A 22,874-nucleotide genomic window follows, 5' to 3' on the forward strand; every position below is an offset into this window, starting at 1 on the left:
GAGGGGTGGGTCAGCGGGCCGAGGTGAGTCGTGCGACGACGTGCAGCCGGTCCGCGTCCGTCGTGTCGCCGGGCAACCGCCCTTCCTCCCACGGTGGTTCGGTTCGCGGGCCGGGCCCGTCGTGCAGCTCCAGCACCTCGAAGCCGTGCGTGGTGAGGACGTGCCGCAGCTCCTGCGGGAACAACAGCCGCCAGGCGGACCGCTGTTCGACGGGCGGTGCGCCGTCGTCGTAGGTCCAGAGCCGTGTACGGCGCAGGAGTTGGGCCGTGCGGTCCACGGTGAGGATGGTGGTGGACCGGTGGGTGGTGCCCCGCCAGACGAAGGTGTGGACGGCCGGGGTGTCGAGCAGGTCCGTACGGCCCAGGAAATAGGCGCCGTTGCGAATCTCCGCCACCAACAGCCCACCGGGTGGCAGGGCTTGGCGGCAGGAGGCGAGGAAACCGTCGAGCTGGGCGTTGGTGTGGCAGTACAGCAGGGAGCTGTCCAGGCAGACGACCGCGTCGAACGCCGCCCGGCCCAGGTCGAAGCCGTGCAGGTCCGCCCGTACGTACGACGGGCCGGGGTGCCGGACCTGTGCGTGGGCGAGCATCGCCGCGGAGAGGTCGGCCCCCGTCACGGTACGGCCGGCGCCGTGCAGATGGGCGGCGTCGCGTCCGGTGCCGCAGCCCATGTCCAGGACCCGGGGTCCGGCCCCGTGGCGCCGCAGACAGTCCTCGGCCCAGCGCCCGGCCAGCCGCTCGGTGTCGGGGAAGCGGGCCTCGTACAGCTCGGGGTTGTCGGTGAGGAGGTTGGCGTTCGTCATGCGCCGCTCTTCTCGGCGGGGGTGGCGGGAGTGGCGGGGACGGCGGCCGTCGGGTCCGAGGGCAGCGCGCCCCGCCGGTGGAGCCGGCCGATGCCCGCGGCCGAGAGCAGCCCGACCAGGGCGCAGCACACCCAGGGCAGCCAGGCGTGCCCGCCGCGCTCCCCGGCGTCCATGGCCCACCCGACAAGGGTGTTGCCGAGGGCCGCGGCGACGCCCGAGACGACGTAGAAGATGCCGAAGTAGGTGCCGGTCAGCTCGGGGCGGCCGAAGCGGGGGATCAGCTCCATCACGAACGGTGACGCGATCATGAGGCCCAGGTAGAGGAGCAGCGCGCCGAGCAGGACGGGAACGGCGGCGAGCGGGCCGGAGGCGCCGAACCCCGCCCCCAGGGCCGGGGGCAGGAACGCCAGAGCCGTCACGGCGAGGCCCAGTGCGATCCAACGGGCCCTGTGGCCGCGCGACTTGAGCGCCTTGGTGATACGGAGCTGGAGCGCGAGGTTGGCGAGGGTGCCGACGAGGAAGACGAGACCGGCGGCGCCGTCCCAGCCGGTGGCCTCCCGGGCCCCGGCCGGCAGCAGCAGATAGAGCTGGTTCTCCAGGGTGAACATGCCGACCATGGCGAGCGCGAACGCGAGGAAGGCCCGGTTCCCGAGCACCTCACGCCAGTCCCCGAGGACCCCGCCGCCGCTCGGCTCGACCGTCCGCGCGGGCAGGACGAGGGCCTGGGCGACGGTGAGGACCGCGAAGATCCCGGCGGCGGTGAGCGCCGAGGTCCGGAAGTCCACGAGCAGCAGGACACTGCCCAGCAGCGGCCCGATCAGCGCACCCGTCGTCGCGAAGACGTTGAACAGCGCGAACGCCTCCGCCTTGCGTTCCCCGGACTCCTGCGCCAGATACGCCCGCACCGCCGGGTTGAACAGCGCCCCGGCGAGCCCGCTGAGCACCGACGCGGCCAGCAGCACCGGCAGCCCGTCGCCGAGCGCGAACAGGGCGAACCCGAGGGTCCGCAGCGCACACCCGGCGATGATCACGCCCCGTGCGCCGAGCCGGTCCGAGGCGGAGCCGCCGATGATGAACAGGCCCTGCTGACTGAGGTTGCGGACGCCCAGGACGATGCCGACGACGGCCGCCGACATGCCCAGGTTCTCGGTGAGATGGGTCGCGAGGTAGGGGATCAGGAGGTAGAAGCCGATGTTGACGCCGAGCTGATTGACCAGCAGGAGGCGGACGGCGAACGGGAAGCGGCGTATCTCATGCCACGTCTGCACGGCTTGTCTCCCCCGGTGCGTCATCGGTCGGCTGGCCCGTCCCATGGCCCGTCCCATGGCCCGTCCGGTGGGCCGTGCGGAGCCGAACTCCCAGTCCTGGCAGGTCGGTTGTCCTGACGAACCCGTCCGTGCCGCCGATCCCGGTCCATGGGTCGTCGGCGAGCAGGAGGTGGCCGTCGAGGTCGACCCAGCGGGCCCGGTCGGCGAGATGGACGGCCGGGGCGAGACCGAGGCTGCTGGCGGTGAGGCAGCCGAGCATCAGGTCGGTGCCGCTGCCCTCGATCGCCTCGGCGATCCGCAGGGCCGCACGGACACCGCCGCACTTGGCGAGCTTGACGTTCACCCCGTGCACCCGGCCCGCCAGCCGCCGTACGTCCTCCAGGTCCACCGCGTCCTCGTCGGCGACGACCGGCAGCGGCGAGCGTGCGGCGAGCACGGCCAGCGCCTCCGGATCACCCGGCGCGAGGGGCTGCTCCACGGCCTCCACACCCAGCTCCGCGAAGCGCGGCAGCAGGGCCTGCGCCTGTGGCGGGGCCCAGGCGCCGTTGGGGTCGAGGAGCAGCCGGACCCCGGGTGCGGCGTCCCGGACGGCCCGGACGCGCTCCACGTCGTCCTCCGGGTCGGGCGTCCCGGCCTTGACCTTGACGATCTCGAAGCCGCTCGCGGCGAGACGGCGGGCCTCCGCCGCCGCACGCGCCGGGGAGGTGATGCCGATGGTCCGGGCGGTCGCCGCCACCGGAGCCGCCGGGGCGCCCAGCAGCCGGTGGACGGGACTGTCCGCCCGTTTGCCGACGAGATCGAGCAGCGCGGCGCCGACGGCGGCCGTCACGGCCGGTGGTGTCTCGGGGGCACCGAGCGGATCGCCCTCCCGCAGCGCCTCCGCGGCGCTCTCCGGATCACGGAAGCGTCCGAGGTCCCGGGCCACGTCCGCGAACTGCCGCCCGAGGGTGTCGGTGTCGAGCCCGTAGTAGACGCTGGTGACGGCCTCGCCGTGACCGGTGAGCCCGTCGTGCTCGACGGTCAGCCACACCGCGTCGCGCGCGGACATGGTGGAGCGGGAGATGCGCAACGGCTCGGCGAGTTCGAGCCGTACGGTGCGCAGGGTGACCTTCACAGTCTCTCTTCCGGAGCGGGAACCTGGTGGGGGGCGGGGCGGGGCACCGTGAGCGGGTCGGCGACCCTGCCGCAGCGCACCCAGCCGACGGCCTCGGCCGCCCCGGGATGCGGGATCTCCACGGGCCGGGCGGCGGCGGAGGCCGGGTCGAGGCCGTGGGCGGCGGCGAAGTCGTCGTCGTAGACGCTGCCGAGATAGCGGTGCGGGCCGTCGGGGAAGACGGTGGCGACGACGGCGCCCGGGTGGACACGGGCCGCCCAGGCGGCGACCAGCGCGACCGCGCCGGTGCTCCAGCCGCCGCTGACGAAGCTGCCCCGCGCCAGACGCCGACAGCTGTCGACGGCCTCCGCCGGGCCGACCCAGTGGACCTCGTCGAAGGCGTCGTAGGCCACGTTGCGCGGATGGATGCTGCTGCCCAGGCCGCGCATCAGCCGTGGCCGGGCCGGCTGGCCGAAGATCGTCGAGCCGGTGGAGTCGACACCGATCAGCCGCAGCGCCGGCCAGTGTCGCCGCAGCGGGCCGATGACGCCCGCGCTGTGACCGCCGGTGCCGACACTGCACACCAGGATGTCCAAGTGGTCCAGCTGGACGGCGAGTTCGGCCGCGAGCGAGGCGTAACCGGCGGTGTTGTCCGGGTTGTTGTACTGGTCGGGCCAGTACGCCCCCGGCAGCACGGCCAGCAGCTCCCGCAGCCGCGCGAGCCGTGCCGCCTGCCAGCCGCCCCGGGGCGCCGGACGGTCCACCAGCTCCAGCCGTACGCCGTGGGAGCGCAGCAACTGCCGCATGGACGGCTCCAGTTCGCTGTCGCCGACCAGCACGACGGGATGGCCGAGGGCCTGTCCCGCGAACGCCAGGCCGATGCCCAGCGTGCCGGACGTCGACTCCACCACCGGGGCTCCGGGCCGCAGTTCACCCCGCTCCCGGGCCCCCAGCAGCATGGACACGGCGGCCCGCGCCTTCATCCCACCCGCCGCGAGCCCCTCCAGCTTGGCCCAGAACCCCGGCTGCGGACCGGGCAGATCGGCGGTGATGCGCGCGAGCGGCGTCCGTCCGACCAGGGACAGCAACTCCGGCCGGGCGACAGGCCGCACGACGGTCGACGAGGTCACCGGCTACCACCCGACACACGGCCGTCCGGGTGGTAGCGATGCAGCGTGCCCGCGCCCGCGTCCAGCCAGAAGAAAGGGTACGGTTCCGCGCACACCGCGCTCACCCCGTGCCCGAGGAACCGGGGCAGCACCGCGCTGCCCGTCTGCGCGAACATCACCAACTGCCTGCCGTGCGCCAGCGCGTGCCGCCGCAACGGCTCGAAGCTGCCGTTGCCCAGCGTCATCCCGGAGACCAGCAGCGCGTCACAGCGGTCGGCCGCCGAGAGCGCGTCGGTGACGATCTCCTCGCCCCACTCCGTGACCCCGCCCTTGAGATCACAGGGCACATAGCGCAAGCCCCGCGAACGCAGCGCCTCCAGCAGGGAGTTGACGATTCCGACCACGAGGACGGTCGCGCCCGTGGGCAGGTCGAGCAGTTCGACGACGGCCCGCGCCCGCGCCCGGGACTTCTCCAGCGAGGTACCGGCCGGCAGCGGGAAGGGCTGTGCCCCGTGCTCCGGTGTGTGCGGGGCGACATGCATCAGATAGGCGTCCAGTGCGGCCACCCGCACCGGGAGCAGCGGATGCTCCAGGAGCCGGGCGACATCGGCGCCCACACAGTCGTCGATCGCCGCGTCCGGCAGGGCACCTGGCTCCACCGCGCAGGACCCCACGGCACCGGCGAGACGCAGACTCAGCACCTCGTTGCGATAGCCGGTGCCCCGCCCGTCGTGCCGTACGGCCTGCCGGGTCACGAACGCCACCGCGATCCGCAACGTTCCTGGATCCGGACCGAGTTCCCCCGCCCGGACGCGCTCCACCAGTTCCGCGTACGAGAGTTCCCCGTACGGGGTGGTGGCCGCCGTACGGTCCACCGGGGCGACGGCGGTCACCGGATCACCAGCCCGGAGCGCAGCCCGGCCACCAGCGTCTCGACCCGCTCACGCGCGCCCGGTCCGGCCGGGTCGCCCACCATGACATGGCCGAGATACTCGTTGTTGCTGCCCGCCGACCTGACGGACCGTCCGGGCTCGGCGAACTGTACCTCCAACACGCCCTCTTCATCGGCGAGTCGGCCACCGTCCAGCGCTTCGAGGGTGCCCGATGTCTCCGGTACGAGGAAGCCCACGGCGGCGCTGCGCAGCCCGGTCTCCCGGCGCCGCAGATCGGGTTCCCGGCCGAGGGCGACCTCGACGGCCGCCGCGGCGAGATCGATACCCGTGACATGGCGGACCAGTTCGGTGATGCGGTTCCCGGCGGGCCGGGGGTTCACCTCGACCACCCGCGGACCGGCCGGGGTCAGCTTGATCTCGGTGTGCGCCACGACGCCGTCGGTCAGCCCGAGCGCCTTGAGCGCGCCCAGCGCGGTCTGCTCGGCGGCCTCCGCGTCGGCGGCCGACAGGGCGGCGGGGAACATGTGCCCGGTCTCGATGAACGCGGGTGCCCCGCCGACGCTCTTGTCGGTCACGCCCACGACCCGCACGGCTCCCGCGTACGACACGGTCTCGACGCTCACCTCGGGCCCGGTCAGCAGCTCTTCGAGGAGCACGGCGGGCACCCGGCGCTGCCCCCGCGCGTTCAGCGGGAAATCAGCCAACGCCCGTACGGAGGCGGCGAGTTCGGTCTCGTCGTCCACGCGCCGGACATACATGCCCGCGCACAGGTCGACGGGCTTCACCACCAGCGGATAGCCGATCTCCCGGGCGGCCCGGGCGAGGTCGGCCCACTCCTCGTGGAGGGCGAAACGGGGGCCGGGCACATCGGCGTCGGCGAGGACACGACGGGTGGCGTCCTTGCGGCAGGCGTCCGCCACGGCCTCCGGCCCGGGCCCGGGGAGCCCGAGGTGCCCGGCGATCCGGGCCACGGTGGGGAGGTAGTAGTCGCAGGACGAGATCACCCCGTCGAAGCCGAACACCGAGTGCAGGCGCTCCACCTCTGGCAGGAGGGTGTCCACGTCGTTGGTGTCGGCCGTGACGACGTTCCGCGCGCCGAGCAGCGGGTGGGCCGTGCCCTCGGGGGCCGCGCGCAGATAGTGGTGCAGGTCGCGGGTGAGGAACGTGAACTCGTGACCGCCCTCCCGGATGGCCCGTGGGAGCAGTCTGCTCATCGATCCGACCCAGCTCTCGACCACCAACAGATGAGCCACGGCTCCCCTTTTCGTGCGGTGCGTTCAGGCGTCAGGGCAGCCCGACGACACCTCGACAAGGAGGTGCCCGGGTTGACATGTGCACCTTATCGATAATCGTTTTCATTGTCATGGGGGAGGGGTGGGTGAGGTGAGAGAGCGATGAGAGCGGTGTAATCGGTGGGATCGGAGGCGAGGGCGGCCTACCCGATCTGCACCACACGAGCCCAGTCGGGCGGGTAGTCCGGTACGTAGTCAGGGTCGTCCTCGTCCCAGGTGGAGCGCTCGTGGTGCCGGGGGAACAGGCCCACCACGGTCCGGCACGGCGGCCGGTAGCTGGGCCAAGGGGTCTGGCCGTCCGTGAGGGCGACGATGACATCGGGCCGGGGGTGGCTGCGCAGCGCCTTGGCGAAGCCGGCGCGGAGGTTCGTACCGCCGCCGCCCAGCAGCGGGATGCCCTCGGCCCGGCACAGCGGATGGGCGATCCGGGCCGCCGCGTCGCACGGGACGACGGTGACGAGGTCACGCCTGCCGCCCACGGCACGGGAGATCGCCGCGACCTCCAGCAGCGCGCTGCCCAGCTCCGCGTCACTCACCGACCCGGAGGTGTCGATGATCACGGAGACATGCGGGGGCCGGCGCCGCAGGCTCGGCAGCACCGCACCCGGCACACCGGCCGAGCGCCGCGACGGCCGGCCGTAGCTGTAGTCCTCGCCCGCGCCGGGCGCGGAGGCCGCCGACCGGACCGCCGCGCCGAGCAGCGCCCGCCACGGCTGCGGCGGATGGAACGCCTCCTCCGCCCAGCGCTGCCAGCCCTCGGGAGCGGACCCCGGGCGGCCGGTGATGCCCTGCGCCACCCGGAACCGCACCGCGTCCCGCTCCTGCTCGCTCAGCCCGTGCGCCCCGTCCGGCCCCAACTCCCAGTCACGCTCCAGGCCGTCGGCGCCACTGCCGCAGTCCAGCCACGCCAACTCGGCTGTCTGCCACCCCAGTTGGAACTGCCGCAGATAGCTCTCCATCAACTGTCCCGTGGGCAGGCTCAGGGTCGCCGGTTCCACGACCCCCTCCGGCTTGACCAGTCCCTCGCCGTACACGTCGTCGTTGATCTCGCAGTCGGCGGCGATGTTCATCCGCAGCCGCTCGCCGGGGCCGGTCAGCCCGCGTTCCTTGGCGACCCGGTCGCTGCGCCCGTGATGGTCGCGCAGCAGATGCGACACCTCGTGCACCCACACCCCGGCCAGCTCCTCCACCGGCGTACGGTCCACGAAGCCGGGGGAGACATAGCACCGCCAGTAGCGGTCCACTCCCATGGTGGGCACCTGCCGGGACTCGACGGGGTGCAGCGCGAACAACGCCGTCGCGAGATAGGGGCGGACCCGCGCGGCCTGCAGCCGGGCGGCGAAGAGCTTGTCGTAGTCGAGGGTCGGCGTGCCCGGGGTGTCGGGCACGCCCGGGGTGCCCGGGGCGCCGGGCGTGTTCGACGTGTCCGCCGCTCCGGGGCCGAGGCCCGCGTTCACCTTCCCGTCCGTGCCGGCGCCCACCTCCGTGCTCGTACTCGTGTCGGCGCTCGCCTTCGCGCTCGTATCCGTGTCGGTGCTCATCGGCGGGACCTCGTCTTCGTCGCTGTCTTGGCGCGGGCCGCCGCCTCGTCCGCGCGGCGGGACAGGGTGACGACTCCGGCGAGGTTCTCGATCGCCGCCGGCACGTCCCAGTCGTCGCGGCGCAGCGAGGCGAGCGTCGTCGCGGGGACGACCACCAGGTCCGGGGCGCCGGTCTCCAGCGCCCGGACCAGCAGGGCCCATGCCGCGTCCCAGCGTTCCCTCTCCGGGCGCGCCCGGACCGCCGCGACCACGCCGTCGAGCACCGCCTGCCGCAGATCCCCGCGCTGGGGCAGCTCGGCCGCCCCGGGGTCGGCGAGCAGCACCTCGGGATCCGGGAGGTCCAGCCGGTCCAGACTCGCCAGCAGCTCAAGGCCCGGACCGTCGCCCACGGTGCCCCTGACCAGCAGGGACAGCACATCGCGCGAGACACCGGAGGCGGTCGCGAAGGCGATCAGATGCAGCGACATCTCCCAGCTCCGGGGCGACGGCCAGGGGCCGCCCCGCCGGGTCTCGCTGTTGGGCAGCTGATGCACGAGCTTGGGGCGCGCGGCCAGCAGCGTGCACACCGCCCGCCGGGCGAAGTCCACCGCCTCCGACAGCCGATCCGGCGCGAGCCGCGGCAGGGTGGCCCGCGGCCAGGTCCCGCCGAGACCCCGTACGACGACCTCGTGGTCGTGGGTCCACTGCAGGTGTACGAACCGGTTGGCCAGCGGCGGGCTCAGCTCCCAGCCGTCGGCCGCCGAGGAGCGCGGGTTGGCGGCGGCCACGATCCTTACGCCGGGCGGCAGTTGGAGCGAGCCGATCCTGCGCTCCAGCACGAGCCGCAGCAGCGCGGCCTGGACGGCGGGCGGTGCCGTCGACAGCTCGTCCAGGAACAGCAGCCCCCGGCCCGCCCGCACCAGCCGCACCGCCCAGTCCGGCGGAGCCATCGGCACTCCTTGCTCGGCCGGGTCGTCGCCCACGATCGGCAGCCCCGAGAAGTCGGACGGCTCGTGCACGCTGGCGATCACGGTCGTCAGCGGAAGGTCCAGGGCGGCGGCGAGCTGGGTCAGCGCGGCGGTCTTGCCGATCCCCGGCTCACCCCACAGCAGTACGGGCAGATCCGCGGCGACGGCGAGCGTCAGCGCCTCCAGCTGGATGTCGGGGCGCGGTTCGGTGGTCGTGGTGCGCAGCAGGGTCAACAGGGCGCCCGCTGTGTCGAGTTGGGAGGCGGGGCCGGCCGGGCCGACGGGGCTGTCGGCTTCGGTGAAGGTGGTGGGCAGGGCGAACGGTGTGCATGTGGGCATGGGTGATCACCTTGGGGTGTGTAGTGGGCGCGTAAGTGAGTGAGTGAGGGTGCGGTCAGAAGAAGGTCGCGACGCGGGGGCGGCGCTGACGGGACGGGCGGCGTCCCACGTTGGCGCGGACCCGGTCGCGGGTGAGATCGGTGAGACCGGCCCGGTACAGGCCGTAGGCGATCCGCCGGTGAGCCGCCGACTCCAACTCGTCCCGCAGCGCGCCGTCCCGCAGGACCGCCTCGGGGCCGAGGAGCCCTTCGACGACGGCCAGCGCACCGGCGATGTCCCCGTGGTCCAGGCGTTCGCGTACGCCGGAGAGACAGTCCGGGCGACGGTGTGCCTCGTCGATGGCCCGCAGACAGGGGAGCGGCGTACCGGTCAGCTCGACCAGCAGTTCCTCGCGCCGGAGTTGGGCCGGGTCATGGTCCAGGGCGACGAGGACGCCGTCGACCAGGCCGATCCGGTGCCGCTCTCCCCGGCACTCCACGAGCCGCGGCTGCCCGGCCCGGTCCGGCGGCTCGGCCGGGCCCGACCGCACCTGGTCCGGCACCAGCGCCGACGCGACCAGCGGATGCAGCCGGCCGACATCGATCGCCCCGGCCCGGATCAGCTCCAGGTCGGGCAGCAGCCAGGTCGCGGCGTCGGGCAGCACGGGCAGCGAGCCGAGTGCACCGTTGTCACCGGTAACGGGCGTGATGCGCAAGGGGGTTGGGGCGGTGCCGGTGCCGGTGCCGGTGCCGGTGGTGCCGGTGGTGGCGGTGCGGCCGGGGTCGCGGCTGCCGTCTCCGTTGCCGCCGCCGAGGTCGATGTCGGCGTCGGTGTCCGCGTCCGCGCCGAGGTCCAGCAGGAGCCGGCGTCGGGTGCCGTACCGTACGAGAACGGTCCCGGTGGACCGTCCCTCGGCGCGCAGCACGAGCGCGGCCTCGTCCGCCCACCGTGCGACGGCGCACCCATGCTCGGCGGCCACCAGAGCCGGATCGTCGGACTCCGGCCGATCCGCCCCGGCGTCGTACGACCGCGGCGAGCCCGGCCCCGGCCGGAGTACCTCCGGTTCGCCCGCCCCTGACCCGCCCGCCCCCGGCGCCCACAGGCCAGGCGGCCGGTCCGCCCCGGAACGAACGCGCAGCTCATCCGTCCTGCGCGCATCCCACAGATGCCGATGCAGATCGAGCCGGTACCGGCGGCTGGGGCGAGGGTGGGGATGCCCGCGGGCCCCGGTCGCGGCGTGGGACCCGTCGCGGGACCCGTCCCACAGCGCGAGGCCGATCCGCTGGCCGGCGTCGGCCCAGGCGGGCGGGGTCCGGGCCACGAGGTGCACGGGATACGGACCGGCGCGCCCCGCCGCCCGATACCGGGCCAGCGTGAGGGTGAGCCCCGGACGCAGCAGCCCGTCGGGAGCGATCCTCGGCATGTGCCAGCGCAGCAGATCCGGGGCCAAGTGCCGGAGGTCGTCCCGGACTTGGGCCGCCAGCTCACGGCCGTGACCGCTCGACACGGTACGCAGGTCGAGATCGATGTCGATACCCGCGGCGGCGCACGCCCCGGCCCAGTCGCCGACGGCACGGCGGGCGGTCGCGGTCTCGATCATGGAGGGTGGCACGGCGAACTCGCGCACGCGCACCCAGAAGGAAAGCCGGAAGTCCTCGTTCGCCTGATCAGTGAGCATCAGCACTCACCTTGCGCGGACGAGACCCCCGATCTGGCAAGGGAAGGAGTAGTCATCGCGGTGATCGTAACGCCGCCCGCGCCGACCGCGCATCCCTATTTCGATCTGGTGCGCGTGCGCACCCGGTGACACCCTGGACGGGCCCGTAGAGGTACGTCCGCGTCGATCGTCCGTCCCCGGAGGCCGCCATGAGCCAGCCGTCCGTCCTCGCAGCCCTGGTCTCCGGGATGCGCAGCGGCGCGATCGAGGTCGTGGACCTCACCTCGCCGCTGTCGTCGGCGACGCCCGTGATCCAACTGCCGCCCGAGTTCGGCCAGACGCAGGTGTTCGAACTGGAGGAGATCAGCCGGTACGACGACCGGGGCCCGGCCTGGTACTGGAACAACTTCCGCAGCGGCGAGCACACCGGCACCCACTTCGACGCCCCCGTCCACTGGGTCACCGGAAAGGATCTCGATGACGTGGCGTCCGTACCGGCGCGACGGCTGATCGCCCCCGTGGCCGTGCTCGACTTCGCCGAACAGTCGGCCGCGGACCCGGACTTCCTCGTCGAGGTGGACCACATCAAGGCCTGGGAGGCGGCCAACGGCCCGCTGCCCGACGGCGGTTGGCTGTTCCTGCGCACCGGCTGGGACGCCCGCGGCCACTCCCAGGAGACGTTCCTCAACGCGGACGACGGTGGCCCGCACACCCCCGGTCTGGCACCGGAGTGCGCGCGCTGGGTGGCCGAGGAGACCCCGGTGATCGGGCTCGGCGTGGAGACGGTCGGCACCGACGCCGGACGCGCGCACTCCTTCGACCCGGCGTTCCCCTGCCACTCGTACTTCCTCGGCAACGACAAGTACGGCCTGACCCAGCTCCGCAACCTGGACGCACTGCCCCCGACCGGCGCCGTCGTCATCGCCGGGCCCCTGCCGATCGTGGCGGGATCGGGGGCGCCCGCGCGGGTGCTCGCCCTGGTGGAGCGCCCGTGAAGGTCGCCGAGGCCGTCGGCCGGGCCCTGTACGCGTCCGGTGTCGACCATGTCTTCGGCGTGGTCGGCTCCGGCAACTTCCATCTGACCAACGCGCTGGTGGCGGCCGGCGCCCGCTTCGTCGCCGCGCGCCACGAGGGCGGCGCGGCGACGATGGCCGACGCCTACGCCCGTACGACCGGGGGTATCGCCGGTCTCAGCGTCCACCAGGGCCCCGGCCTGACCAACGCTGTCACCGGCATCGCCGAGGCCGCCAAGAGCCGCACCCCGCTGCTCGTCCTGGCCGCCGAGGTCACCCAGCCGCGCTCCAACTTCCACATCGACCAGGACGCGCTGGCACGGGCGGTGGGCGCGGAGACGGCCCGGGTGACGTCGGCGGAGACAGCGGTGGGGGAGGCCTGCGAGGTCGTACGCCGCGCACTGCACGACCGGCGGACGGTCCTCCTCAACCTGCCCCTGGAGGTGCAGGCCCTGGAGATCCCCGAAGCCGGTCCGGCGTCCGCCGTCGCTCCGCCGCCCGCACGCGTGCCGGTCGCTCCTGACCCTGCCGAAGTGGCCGCTGTGGCAAGGGAGTTGGAGAAGTCTCGACGCCCGGTGTTCGTGGCCGGCCGGGGCGCCCGTACCCCCGGTGCCCGCGACGCGCTCACCGCCCTCGCCGACCGGCACGGTGCCCTGCTCGCCACCTCGGCCGTCGCCCACGGCCTCTTCCACGACAGCCCCTGGTCCCTCGGTATCTCCGGCGGCTTCGCCTCTCCCCTGACCACCGAACTCATCCGGGGCGCCGACCTGATCGTCGGCTGGGGCTGCGCCTTGAACATGTGGACGACGCGTCACGGCACCCTCGTCGCCCCCGACACCACCGTCGTCCAGATCGACGACGACCCCACCGCGGCGGGCCGCCACCGCCCGGTCCACCTGGCCGTCACGGGAGACGTGGAACTGACGGCCCGCGGCGCCCTCGCGGCCACCGCCGGCGGTACGACCGAAGTACTCGCCCGGGGCTACCGCACCCCCACCACCGAAGCCGCCCTCGCCGCCCGCGCCCGGTGGCGGGACGTGCCGTACGACGACGAGGGTGACGGGGAGCGGATCGACCCGCGCACCCTGAGCATCGCCCTCGACGACCTGCTCCCCGCGGAGCGGGTGGTCGGCGTGGACTCGGGGAACTTCATGGGGCACCCCAGCGCCTACCTCTCGGTCCCGGACCACCAGGGCTTCTGCTTCACCCAGGCCTTCCAGTCCATCGGCCTCGGCCTCGCCACCACCATCGGCGCGGCCCTCGCCCGGCCCGACCGCCTGCCCGTGGCGGCCCTCGGCGACGGCGGCTTCCTGATGAGCGCCGTCGAACTCGACACCGTACGACGCCTCGGCCTGCCCATGGTGATCGTCGTCTACGACGACGAGTCCTACGGCGCCGAGGTCCACCACTTCGGCCCCGCCGGCCACCCCCTCGACACGGTGACCTTCCCCCCGACCGACCTCGCCGCCCTGGCCCGCGGCTACGGCCTCGACGCCGCCACCGTCCGCACCCCCGCCGACCTCGAACCCCTCCGCCACTGGCTCACCGGCCCCCGCACCACCGCCCTCCTCCTCGACGCCAAGGTCACCCGTGCCCATGGCTCCTGGTGGCTGGAGGAGGCGTTCCGCGGGCACTGACCAGGTCACGCATGGTGTACGGGCGGCACCGGCGCCCAAGTGGTGACGCCCAGGGCACCGGCGTACGGTCGAACAGTGAACGCGGCGGTGGACGGGACCGTTCACCGGAATCTGCCTTTGCGATACGCCATGAGCAATCCGCAGCCGACTTCCTCAGTGCGCACCACCACCTCGGAATCAGGTGGTGGTGGGAGTGCGATGGCGCTGTTCGTCATCGCGTCCTGTCAGTTGATGGTGGTGCTGGACATCACCATCGTGAACATCGCGCTGCCGGACATCCAGCAGTCGCTGGACTTCTCGACGACGAGCCTGGCGTGGGTGGTCAACGCGTACACGCTGACGTTCGGCGGGCTGTTGCTGCTGGGCGGGCGGGCCGGGGACATCCTCGGCCGGCGGCGGGTGTTCATCTTCGGTGTGCTGCTGTTCGTGCTGGCCTCGCTGCTCGGCGGTCTCGCCCAGAACGCGGGCCAACTCCTCGCCGCCCGGGCCCTCCAGGGCGTCGGCGGCGCCATCGCGTCCCCGACGTCCCTCGCGCTGATCAGTACGACGTTCCGCGAAGGGCCCGAGCGCAACCGGGCGTTCGGGGTGTTCGCGGCGGTCTCGGCGGGCGGCGGCGCGATCGGGCTGCTCGCCGGCGGTGTCCTCGTGGAGTGGCTGAACTGGCGCTGGGTGCTGTTCGTCAACGTGCCGATCGGACTGCTGATCGTGCTGGCCACCCCCCGCTGGATCAGGGAGTCCGAACGCCACCCGGGCCACTTCGACATCACCGGCGCGCTGACCTCCACCCTCGGCATGGTGCTCCTGGTGTACGGCTTCATCCGGGCCGCGCAGGAAGGCTGGCGGGACGGGCTGACGCTGGCCTCGTTCGCCGGGGCCGTCGCCTTCCTCGCCCTGTTCGTCCTGGTCGAACGGCGGTCCAAGCAGCCGATCACGCCGCTGCACATGTTCCGTGACCGCAACCGGGCGGGCACCTACGGCATCATGCTGTGCCTCGCCGCCGCGATCTTCGGCATGTTCTTCTTCCTGACCCTGTTCGTGCAGAACGTGCTGGACTTCAGCCCGCTGCAGGCCGGACTCGCCTTCCTGCCGGTCAGCGCGGTGATCGCGGTCGGCGCCGGACTGGCCTCGAAGTTCCTGCCCACCTACGGGCCCAAACCCTTCATGGTGGTGGGCGCGATCCTGTCCGCGGCCGGGCTCGCCTGGCTGACGCTGACCGACATCCACTCCACCTACGCCGGCAGCGTCCTCGGCCCGATGCTCGTCTTCAGCCTCGGTATGGGCATGGAGTTCGTGGCGCTGACCCTGATGGCGCTCTCCAACGTCCCCACCCCGGAGACCGGCGCGGCCTCCGGCCTCCTCAACGCCACCCAGCAGGTGGGCGGTTCGCTCGGCCTCTCCATCCTCGTCACGATGTACGGCACGGCCAGCACCAACGAGGCGGAGGACCAGGTCCCGGACTTCCTGTCCCAGGCGACCCCCGCCGAGCGCCTGGAGTTCGAACGCACCGGGCAGCTTCCGCCGCCCTGGTCCCACGAGGTCCTCACCGCGGGCGTCTCGGCCGCCTTCGTGATGGCCGCCATCTTCACCGTCGTCGCCGCCCTGATCGCCGTACTGGCCATCCAGGTCCGCCCCTCGGACCTGGAGCGGCTGAAGGGCGACGGCGCCGGCCCGGGCCCGGGCTGACGTCGGCGGGCCGGCGGTGTCACTTCGCCGTGGGCGGCGGCCCGGCCCGCAGGCCGGCCATGACGAGGTCGAGGAGGCGGGTGGCGCGGGGCCGCCAGTCCTGGGGGTCGAGCTGCCAGAGGCCGGCGATGGCGAGGAAGAAGTCGTCCGTGGTGACGCCGGGGCGGATGGTTCCGGCCTTCTCGCCCGCGCGGAGCAGGAGTTCGGCGGCCTCGGTCACCGGGGCGTGCCCCGGCCTGTCGGGGCTGTCGGAGCCACAGGTGGCCTGGCGGATCGCGTCCGCGAGGCCCGCCTTGGTGATGGCGAACCGGGCGAGGTCGTCCATCCACGCGCGCAGCGCCCGGTCCGGCTCATGGCCGGCGAGCAACTCGGCGGCGGAGTCGGCGACCTGCCGCGTCTCGTGCCGGTAGAGCTCCAGGACGAGGGCCTCCCGGGTGGGGAAGTGGCGGTAGAACGTGCCCTGTCCGACGCACGCCTTCCTGGCGATCCGGCTCAGGGGGACGTCCGCGCGGCGCGTCAGCTCGACCAGGGCGACCTCCAGGATGCGCGCGCGGTTCCGCTGTGCGTCCGAGCGCAGCTCGGCGCTTTTCCTCTGCCGCACACGGCCTCCTCCCGGGTCCTGGCCGAAACCCGCACTTGCTAAGCGGACAACTGTCCAATACGTTTTCCCGGAGAGGACAGCTGTCCGGTTGTTTCATCGTAGCCTCGGCGCGCCCGGCGCCGGCACCCCCGGCTGTCCCCGTTCCCGACTCGACCGCCTGCCGGAGCGGGTCCCTTCGACATGCCCCGGATACGCGAAAGAAGGCTGATCATGTCCCCAGCCACCTCCTCGACGTACAGCGCCATCACCCTGACCATCAACGGCGAGAAGCACACGCTCTCCGTCGACCACCGCACCACCCTGCTCGACGCCCTGCGCGAGCGGCTCGACATGACCGGCACCAAGAAGGGCTGCGACCAGGGGCAGTGCGGTGCCTGCACCGTCCTCGTCGACGGCCGTCGCCACGTGTCCTGCCTCCAACTGGCCGTGGCGGCCGAGGGGCGGGACATCACCACCATCGAGGGCGTCGCCGACGGGGACGAACTCCACCCGGTGCAGCAGGCGTTCCTCGATCTGGACGGCTTCCAGTGCGGCTACTGCACACCGGGGCAGATCTGCTCGGCGATCGCCGTGATCGAGGAGCACGCTGCGGGCTGGCCCAGCGCCGTCACCGGCGACGTCCGTCCCCAGGCGGCGCCGCCACCGCTGAGCGCCGAGGAGATCCGGGAGCGGATGAGCGGCAACCTGTGCCGCTGCGGCGCCTATGTGTCGATCGTCGAGGCCGTCGCCCGCGCCGCCGCTGACAGCACCGCGAAGGCCAAGGAGGCCGTGGCGTGAGGGAGTTCGACTACCAGCGGGCCCACGACGTCTCCGGCGCGGTCGCCCTGCTCGGCGCCGACCCCGAGGCCCGCTTCCTCGGCGGCGGCACCAACCTCGTCGACCTGATGAAGACCGGCGTCGAACGGCCCGCCCGGCTCGTCGACGTCCGTGAACTCCCGCTCGACGGGATCGAGCCGACCGCGGACGGCGGCCTGCGGATCGGCGCGACCGTCACCAACAGCGATCTCGCCGCCCACCCCGAAGTCCGGCGCCGCTACCCGGCGTTGACCCAGGCGGTCCTGGCCGGCGCCTCCGGGCAGCTGCGCAACATGGCCACCGTCGGCGGCAACCTCCTCCAGCGCACCCGCTGCGGCTACTTCGCCGATGTCACCAAGCCCTGCAACAAGCGGGCCCCCGGCAGCGGTTGCCCCGCGATCGAGGGCGAGCACCACAACCACGCGATCCTGGGTGCCTCCGGGCACTGTGTGGCCACCCACCCCTCCGACATGGGCGTGGCGCTGGCGGCCTTCGACGCCGTCGTGTCGTACGAGACGGCCGACGGGCCGGGCGAGCTGCCCTTCGCCGACTTCTACCTCCCGGTCGGCGACACCCCGCACATCGAGACGGCCCTGCCGCCGGGCGCCCTGATCACCGGCGTCACCCTGCCGCCCGCGCCGGTCGCCGCGCACTCCCGCTACCGCAAGGTCCGCGAGCGCGCCTCGTACGCCTTCGCCATCGGCTCGATCGCCGCCGCGCTCGACGTCCGCGACGACGTCGTCCGCGAGGCGCGGCTCGCCTTCGGGGCGGTCGCCTCCCGGCCGTGGCGGGCCTACGCCGCCGAACGCGTGCTGACCGGCGCCCCGGCCGACGCCGGGACCTTCGCGGCCGCCGCCGACGCCGAACTGGCGGACGCGAAGCCGCTGCCGCACAACGCCTACAAGGTGACTCTCCTGCGCAACCTCGTGGTGGCCGTCCTGTCCGAACTCACCGCCGACCCCACCTCCGAAACCTCGGAATCCGCGTCCGAACCCACCTCCGACCCCGGGGAGGCCACCCGATGACCACCGCCCCCACGGCGCACCAGCAGGCCGTCGGCACCGCGCACACCCGTGTCGAGGGCCGTGACAAGGTCACCGGAGCCGCCCGCTACGCCGGCGAGATCCCCTTCACCGGACTCGTCCACGGCTGGCTGGCGCTCTCCACCGTGGCACGCGGCCGGATCCGCGCCATCGAGACCGCCGACGCGCTCGGGATGCCGGGCGTGCTCGCCGTGCTGACCCATGAGAACGCCCCGCGCGTGGAGACCGACTACACGGGCCTCATGGGCATGAAACCCGACCCGACCACCGCCGTCTTCCAGCACGACCGGGTGCCGCACCTGGGCTGGCCGGTCGCCCTGGTCGTCGCCGAGACCTCCGAACAGGCCCGGGAGGCCGCCGAGGCCCTGGTCGTGCACTACGAACAGGAGCCGCACGACGTCGCGTTCACCGCCGGGCACCCGGACGCGTACCCCGCGGGCGCCTTCGGTCCGGCGGCGATCGAGCAGGGTGACCTGGAGGCCGAACTCGCCGCGTCCGCCGCCGTCGTGGACGCCGAGTACACCACCCCCGAGGAACACCACAACCCCATGGAGCCGCACGCCGTGACGGTCCGCTGGGACGGGGGCCGGCTCGACGTCTTCGACTCCAACCAGAGCACCATGTGGGTCGCCGGTGAACTCGCCAACCTGTTCTCCCTCGACCCCGCCTCCGTACGGGTGCGCTCCGAGCATGTCGGCGGCGGGTTCGGCAGCAAGGGCGTCCGCGCCCACCAGGTCGCCGCCGTCATGGCCGCGACCGTCCTCCAGCGCCCGGTCCGGGTCGTCATGACCCGGCGTCAGATGTTCTCCCTGGCCGGCTACCGCAGCCCCACCACCCAGCGGGTCCGCCTCGGCGCCGGCCCCGACGGACGGCTCCGCGCCCTGGAGCACACCTCCCAGAGCCTCACCTCCACCGTCCACGAGTTCGTCGAGTCCGGCGCCGGACCGGCCCGGGTGATGTACGGCGCCGACGCCCACCACACGGTCAACAAGGTCGTACGGCTGGACGTACCGACCCCGACGTTCATGCGGGCGCCGGGCGAGGCGCCGGGCTCGTTCGCCCTGGAGTCGGCGGTCGACGAACTCGCCGAGAAACTGGGCCTCGACCCGATCGAGCTGCGGGTCCGCAACGAACCCGAACGGGGACCCGTCTCCGGCCTGGAGTTCGCCGGCCGCAATCTGCGCGCCTGCTTCCGCGAGGGCGCCCGCCGCTTCGGCTGGGCCGACCGCGACCCGCGCCCCGGAGTACGCCGCGACGGCCGCTGGCTGCTCGGCACCGGCACGGCCGCCGCCTCCTTCGGCGCGGGCGCCGGACCGTCCACGGCGGCCGTGACCGCCGAGGCCGACGGCACCTTCACCGTGGGGATCAACGCCGCCGACATCGGGACCGGCGCCCGTACCGCGCTCACCCTGGTCGCCGCCGACGCCCTGGAGGTCGTACCGGACCGGATCCGGGTACGGCTCGGGGACAGCGACCTCGGCCCGGCCATGATCGCCGGCGGCTCCATGGGCACCCGCTCCTGGGCCTGGGCGGTCACCCTCGCGGCCGGTGAACTGCGGCAGCGCCTCGCCCCCGGCGAGGACGTCCCGCCGGGGGGCCTCACCGTCCGCTCGGACACCACCGCCGCCCTCGGCGCCCTCGCCCAGAAGGAACGCCACTCCTACGGCGCCCAGTTCGCCGAGGTCGCCGTGGACCCCGCCACCGGCGAGGTACGCGTACGCCGCATGCTCGGCGTCTTCGCGGCGGGCCGGATCGTCAACCCGCTCACCGCCCGCAACCAGCTCGTCGGCGGCATGATCTGGGGCATCTCCATGGCCCTGCACGAGGAGGCGGTACGCGACCGGGCGTCCGGCGGCCACTACGGCGCCGACCTCGCCGGCTACCACGTGGCCGCGCACGCCGACGTGCCCGTGGTCGAGGCGGACTGGGTGGACGATCCCGACCCGGACGACCCCGTGGGCATCAAGGGCATCGGCGAGATCGGCATCGTGGGCGCGGCGGCGGCCGTCGCCAACGCGGTCTGGCACGCCACCGGCGTCCGCCACCGCCGGCTGCCGATCCGCCCCGACCGCGTGCTGACGGCGGGCCGGGATGCTTGACCTGGCCGCCGAACTGAGCGTGTGGGCGCGGGAAGGCCGGGACTTCGCCGTCGCCACCGTCGTCGCGGTGAGCGGCAGCGCCCCGCGCGGCCCCGGCGCGGCCCTCGCCGTCTCCCGTGAGGGTACGGCGATCGGTTCGGTCTCCGGCGGGTGCGTCGAGGGCGCGGTGTACGAGCTGTGCCGGCAGGCCCTGGAGGACGGCGAGACCGTCCTGCAGCGCTTCGGCTACAGCGACGAGGACGCGTTCGCCGTCGGTCTGACCTGCGGCGGTGTCATCGACATCCTGGTCACGCCCGTCACCGCCGGATCACCGGCCGGGGCGGTCCTGGGCGCCGCGCTCGCGGCCGCCGCCGAGGGTGAGCCGACGGCCGTCGCCCGGGTCGTCCGGGGCCCGGCCGAACTCCTCGGGCACGCCCTGCTCGTACGGGCCGAAGACGACCGTCCGCGAGAGCCGGCGGGCGCCTCCGCGTACGAGGGCGGTCTCGGCGGACACCCCGGGCTGGACCGGACGGCCGCCGCCGAGGCGCGGGCCATGCTGGACGGCGGCCGCACGGGCACGGTCGAGCTGTCCGCGGACGGGGCGCACTGCCCCGGCGGGGTCACCCTCCTCGTGGAGACGAGGGTGCCGCCGCCCCGCATGATCGTGTTCGGGGCGATCGACTTCGCGGCGGCCCTGGTGCGCGCGGGCAGGTTCCTCGGCTACCACGTCACCGTGTGCGACGCGCGCCCGGTCTTCGCCACCCGGGCCCGCTTCCCGGACGCCGACGAACTGGTCGTGGACTGGCCCCACCGCTATCTCCGCCGGACCGCGACCGACACCCGCACGGTGCTCTGCGTGCTCACCCACGACGCCAAGTTCGACATCCCGCTGCTGACGGCGGCGCTGCGGACGCCGGTCGCGTTCGTGGGGGCGATGGGCTCCCGCCGCACCCACGCCGACCGCGACCGGCGGCTGCGCGAAGCCGGCCTCACCGACCGGGAGCTGGCCCGCCTCAGGTCCCCGATCGGGCTCGACCTCGGCGCCCGTACGCCCGAGGAGACCGCCCTGTCGATCGCGGCGGAGATCGTCGCGGCCCGGCGCGGCGGCACGGGCGTCCCGCTGACCGGATCGGGGACACCGATCCACCGGGACGCGGGGGAGCCGGCGGAAGGGGAGCCGGAGCCTGGGGTGTTGGAGTCGGGGGAGCGCGGGGCCGTGGTGGCGGCCTGAGTACGTCGGCCGGGGCGGCTGAGTACGCGGCCGGATGCCCGGTGCCGGGCGCCGCTGGTGCACTGTCGTCATGGACACGCACCCCTCGCGCCCGCGCCCCCGCCGCAATGTCACCGCCACGGCCACCGCCACCGGTTCGGCCCTCGCGGTGGCGCTCCTGCCGCTGGTGGTCGGCGCGCTGGTGGCCCGGTCGGCCGGCGCCGACCCGATGGCGTCGGTCAACGCGCTGATCGCGGGCGGCGGGGAGCGCGCGAAGCTCTCCCGGAGCCAGCTGCCCGTCCTGCGGAGCATCCGTACAGCGCCCCGCAGGGCGGTCGGGCATCTCGCCCGGCGGTCGTCGGCGCACGGCCGCCGGGCGGGGCTTCGGCTACTGGCCGGGCGTGAGGACGTACGTGTTGAGGCTGCTCACGGTGGTGAGCGGTGACGGCGAGCCCAGCTCGTAGCGGTCCACGGCGAGGTAGTTGGGCTTCTTGCGCGCGGCCGGGGTGCAGAAGTTCTGCGCGCGGTTGCCCAGCTTGGCGTTGTCCGTCTCGGCCGTGCCACTGATCGTGTAGTCGCGGAAGTGGTTCATCACGAACAGCGGGTGGAAGGCGGCCGAGTCCGTGGTGAGCGGGCGGCTCGTGCCCCAACGGCTGTAGCAGGACCAGTCGGAGCCGCCGAGCCCGCCGCCCATCGACCAGTAGTTCTCCACCGTCCACTCGCGCTGGTACATCACCCCGAAGGTGTTGCGGGTGGCGTAGCCGGCGGAGACGTCGCTCGCGCGGGTGCGGTCGCTGAAGACCAGCAACTGCTTGCCCCGGGCGGCGAGATCCGCCATCGTCGGCCAGCCGCTCGTCGCCACGCCCTCCTGGTCCGGCCGGTACAGCACGTCCGACAGCCCGCTCACGGACGCCAGCGACGACTTCAGCACGTCGGAGGCGGTGTAGTCCTCCAGGAAGACGGTGACGAACTGACCGGGGTTGGCCTTGAGGAAGTCGACCATGCGCTTGAGGTCGGTGGCGAGCGGAACCGGGCTGCTCACCCCGTCACAGCTGTTGTGGCAGAGCACGGCCTGCCCCGACACGGTGTAGGCGTCCAGCATGAAGCCCCGTACGCCGTCCGTGAGTTGTTGACTCACCCCGCGCGCCTGGTTGGGGAAGAGACTGACCGGGAACGAGGCGAAGTTGCCGTCGACACCGTTGGCGTAGGCGTTGTGCGAGGTGAGGAAGGCGACCTGGTCGAGGGTGCGGGTGTCGGCGGACGGCATGGCCGACGTGGCGTAACCGACCGGCGTGAGGTACCAGCGGGCGTAGTCACCGCTCGACCCGAGCTGTACGAGCGCGGAGTCGGAGGACGAGCCCGTCAGATACTGCGAGGTCCCGGGCACCTCGATGGTGTAGGTGCTGTTCGCGGCCTCGGTGATCGTCCACGTGGTGCCGTCCGCGCCGCAGGTCGTGGTCACCGCCGAGGTGCCGCTGCGCCCCAGACAGATCCCCGACTCGTCGAGGTTGCGCAGCTGGTGGCCGCCGCCGACGGCGACCGGCGTCCACTGCTGGTGGTCCTCGTTGCCCTTGGGGTTGTGCGCGGCGACCGTACCGCCGCTGTCCGCCGCGTTGAGGCCGGTGACGGAGTTCTGCAGATAGACCGAGTACGTCGGGACCGCCGCGGCGGCGGGGCCGGACAGCGCGAGGGGTGCGCCGAGGGCGAGCGCGGTGACCGTGCACAGGGCGCGGGTACGGCGGCGGGTACGGGGTCGGGGACGGGTCAGGCTCACGGGGGTCCTTCCACTCCGGCGCGCCGGGGCACGGCGGCGGGTTGATGTCAGAGGCATGACACACCGCGCACCGGGTCGCGCACCAGCCCCGGCACATGAAGACCTTGTGAGCCGAACTCG

At 73.4% G+C, this 22,874-nt stretch carries 19 protein-coding genes; 8 read left to right on the forward strand and 11 right to left on the reverse strand.

Annotation, left to right across the window (positions count from 1 at the left end; all coding sequences use genetic code 11):
* Window positions 1-10: 10 nt before the first annotated feature.
* The 9 genes from ACZ7MG_RS01805 to ACZ7MG_RS01845 form a co-directional block, all read right to left on the reverse strand.
* The gene (locus ACZ7MG_RS01805; RefSeq protein ID WP_471385969.1) at window positions 11-802 is read right to left on the reverse strand and encodes a class I SAM-dependent DNA methyltransferase; all 792 of its coding nucleotides are present in this window, start codon (window positions 800-802) and stop codon (window positions 11-13) included.
* Window positions 799-2,070, reverse strand: coding sequence for an MFS transporter (locus tag ACZ7MG_RS01810; RefSeq protein WP_471385968.1), 1,272 nt, complete (start codon window positions 2,068-2,070; stop codon window positions 799-801). Before ACZ7MG_RS01810 ends, ACZ7MG_RS01805 begins: the two co-directional genes overlap by 4 nt.
* The gene (locus ACZ7MG_RS01815) at window positions 2,054-3,184 is read right to left on the reverse strand and encodes a mandelate racemase/muconate lactonizing enzyme family protein (protein ID WP_471385966.1); all 1,131 of its coding nucleotides are present in this window, start codon (window positions 3,182-3,184) and stop codon (window positions 2,054-2,056) included. Before ACZ7MG_RS01815 ends, ACZ7MG_RS01810 begins: the two co-directional genes overlap by 17 nt.
* Entirely contained in the window at window positions 3,181-4,293 is a 1,113-nt protein-coding gene (locus ACZ7MG_RS01820) for a PLP-dependent cysteine synthase family protein (protein WP_471385964.1), read from the reverse strand. The genes ACZ7MG_RS01815 and ACZ7MG_RS01820 overlap by 4 nt, the downstream gene beginning before the upstream one ends.
* On the reverse strand, window positions 4,290-5,165 hold the full coding sequence (locus tag ACZ7MG_RS01825) for a Rossmann-like domain-containing protein (RefSeq protein ID WP_471385962.1): 876 nt from the start codon (window positions 5,163-5,165) through the stop codon (window positions 4,290-4,292). Before ACZ7MG_RS01825 ends, ACZ7MG_RS01820 begins: the two co-directional genes overlap by 4 nt.
* The gene (locus ACZ7MG_RS01830; RefSeq protein ID WP_471385961.1) at window positions 5,162-6,418 is read right to left on the reverse strand and encodes an ATP-grasp domain-containing protein; all 1,257 of its coding nucleotides are present in this window, start codon (window positions 6,416-6,418) and stop codon (window positions 5,162-5,164) included. Before ACZ7MG_RS01830 ends, ACZ7MG_RS01825 begins: the two co-directional genes overlap by 4 nt.
* A gap of 182 nt (window positions 6,419-6,600) precedes the next feature.
* Complete coding sequence (locus ACZ7MG_RS01835) at window positions 6,601-7,998, reverse strand: vWA domain-containing protein (protein ID WP_471385959.1); 1,398 nt, start codon at window positions 7,996-7,998, stop codon at window positions 6,601-6,603.
* The gene (locus ACZ7MG_RS01840) at window positions 7,995-9,284 is read right to left on the reverse strand and encodes an AAA family ATPase (RefSeq protein WP_471385957.1); all 1,290 of its coding nucleotides are present in this window, start codon (window positions 9,282-9,284) and stop codon (window positions 7,995-7,997) included. Before ACZ7MG_RS01840 ends, ACZ7MG_RS01835 begins: the two co-directional genes overlap by 4 nt.
* Window positions 9,285-9,339: 55 nt before the next feature.
* Entirely contained in the window at window positions 9,340-10,941 is a 1,602-nt protein-coding gene (locus ACZ7MG_RS01845) for a hypothetical protein (RefSeq protein WP_471385956.1), read from the reverse strand.
* A 188-nt stretch (window positions 10,942-11,129) separates the two neighbouring features.
* Here ACZ7MG_RS01845 and ACZ7MG_RS01850 point away from each other — a divergent pair, with 188 nt between their 5' ends.
* The 3 genes from ACZ7MG_RS01850 (at window position 11,130) to ACZ7MG_RS01860 (ending at window position 15,253) form a co-directional block, all read left to right on the forward strand.
* A complete protein-coding gene (locus ACZ7MG_RS01850) occupies window positions 11,130-11,915 on the forward strand; it encodes a cyclase family protein (RefSeq protein ID WP_471385954.1) in 786 nt (261 codons plus the stop codon).
* Complete coding sequence (locus ACZ7MG_RS01855) at window positions 11,912-13,570, forward strand: thiamine pyrophosphate-binding protein (protein WP_471385952.1); 1,659 nt, start codon at window positions 11,912-11,914, stop codon at window positions 13,568-13,570. Before ACZ7MG_RS01850 ends, ACZ7MG_RS01855 begins: the two co-directional genes overlap by 4 nt.
* 198 nt (window positions 13,571-13,768) lie before the next feature.
* Window positions 13,769-15,253, forward strand: a complete 1,485-nt coding sequence (locus tag ACZ7MG_RS01860) for an MFS transporter (RefSeq protein ID WP_471385950.1) — start codon at window positions 13,769-13,771, stop codon at window positions 15,251-15,253.
* 19 nt (window positions 15,254-15,272) lie between these two features.
* Here ACZ7MG_RS01860 and ACZ7MG_RS01865 read toward each other — a convergent pair whose 3' ends face one another.
* A complete protein-coding gene (locus ACZ7MG_RS01865) occupies window positions 15,273-15,854 on the reverse strand; it encodes a TetR/AcrR family transcriptional regulator (RefSeq protein ID WP_471385948.1) in 582 nt (193 codons plus the stop codon).
* 210 nt (window positions 15,855-16,064) lie between these two features.
* Between ACZ7MG_RS01865 and ACZ7MG_RS01870 the strand changes: the two genes are divergently transcribed.
* The 5 genes from ACZ7MG_RS01870 to ACZ7MG_RS01890 all read left to right on the forward strand — a co-directional run bounded on the left by ACZ7MG_RS01870 (window position 16,065) and on the right by ACZ7MG_RS01890 (window position 21,425).
* The gene (locus ACZ7MG_RS01870) at window positions 16,065-16,631 is read left to right on the forward strand and encodes a (2Fe-2S)-binding protein (RefSeq protein ID WP_471385946.1); all 567 of its coding nucleotides are present in this window, start codon (window positions 16,065-16,067) and stop codon (window positions 16,629-16,631) included.
* Entirely contained in the window at window positions 16,628-17,674 is a 1,047-nt protein-coding gene (locus tag ACZ7MG_RS01875) for an FAD binding domain-containing protein (protein ID WP_471385944.1), read from the forward strand. Before ACZ7MG_RS01870 ends, ACZ7MG_RS01875 begins: the two co-directional genes overlap by 4 nt.
* Entirely contained in the window at window positions 17,671-19,791 is a 2,121-nt protein-coding gene (locus ACZ7MG_RS01880) for a xanthine dehydrogenase family protein molybdopterin-binding subunit (protein ID WP_471385942.1), read from the forward strand. Before ACZ7MG_RS01875 ends, ACZ7MG_RS01880 begins: the two co-directional genes overlap by 4 nt.
* A complete protein-coding gene (locus ACZ7MG_RS01885) occupies window positions 19,784-21,001 on the forward strand; it encodes an XdhC family protein (RefSeq protein ID WP_471385940.1) in 1,218 nt (405 codons plus the stop codon). Before ACZ7MG_RS01880 ends, ACZ7MG_RS01885 begins: the two co-directional genes overlap by 8 nt.
* A gap of 70 nt (window positions 21,002-21,071) precedes the next feature.
* Entirely contained in the window at window positions 21,072-21,425 is a 354-nt protein-coding gene (locus ACZ7MG_RS01890) for a hypothetical protein (protein WP_471385938.1), read from the forward strand.
* On the opposite strand, the gene ACZ7MG_RS01895 is transcribed toward ACZ7MG_RS01890, so the two are convergent.
* A complete protein-coding gene (locus ACZ7MG_RS01895) occupies window positions 21,369-22,754 on the reverse strand; it encodes an RICIN domain-containing protein (protein ID WP_471385936.1) in 1,386 nt (461 codons plus the stop codon). The two genes, ACZ7MG_RS01890 and ACZ7MG_RS01895, sit on opposite strands and share 57 nt — an antisense overlap.
* Window positions 22,755-22,874 lie beyond the last annotated feature (120 nt).

The sequence above is a fragment of the Streptomyces sp. NPDC107538 genome (assembly GCF_055657445.1).

Excerpts from the sequence above, each read along its gene's own strand:
- ACZ7MG_RS01805 (WP_471385969.1), bottom strand. The coding sequence starts at position 802 with ATGACGAACGCCAACCTCCTCACCGACAACCCCGAGCTGTACGAGGCC.
- ACZ7MG_RS01880 (WP_471385942.1), top strand. The coding sequence starts at position 17,671 with ATGACCACCGCCCCCACGGCGCACCAGCAGGCCGTCGGCACCGCGCAC.
- ACZ7MG_RS01835 (WP_471385959.1), bottom strand. The coding sequence starts at position 7,998 with ATGAGCACCGACACGGATACGAGCGCGAAGGCGAGCGCCGACACGAGT.
- ACZ7MG_RS01860 (WP_471385950.1), top strand. The coding sequence starts at position 13,769 with ATGGCGCTGTTCGTCATCGCGTCCTGTCAGTTGATGGTGGTGCTGGAC.
- ACZ7MG_RS01890 (WP_471385938.1), top strand. The coding sequence starts at position 21,072 with ATGGACACGCACCCCTCGCGCCCGCGCCCCCGCCGCAATGTCACCGCC.
- ACZ7MG_RS01850 (WP_471385954.1), top strand. The coding sequence starts at position 11,130 with ATGAGCCAGCCGTCCGTCCTCGCAGCCCTGGTCTCCGGGATGCGCAGC.
- ACZ7MG_RS01870 (WP_471385946.1), top strand. The coding sequence starts at position 16,065 with ATGTCCCCAGCCACCTCCTCGACGTACAGCGCCATCACCCTGACCATC.
- ACZ7MG_RS01840 (WP_471385957.1), bottom strand. The coding sequence starts at position 9,284 with ATGCCCACATGCACACCGTTCGCCCTGCCCACCACCTTCACCGAAGCC.
- ACZ7MG_RS01885 (WP_471385940.1), top strand. The coding sequence starts at position 19,784 with ATGCTTGACCTGGCCGCCGAACTGAGCGTGTGGGCGCGGGAAGGCCGG.
- ACZ7MG_RS01845 (WP_471385956.1), bottom strand. The coding sequence starts at position 10,941 with ATGCTCACTGATCAGGCGAACGAGGACTTCCGGCTTTCCTTCTGGGTG.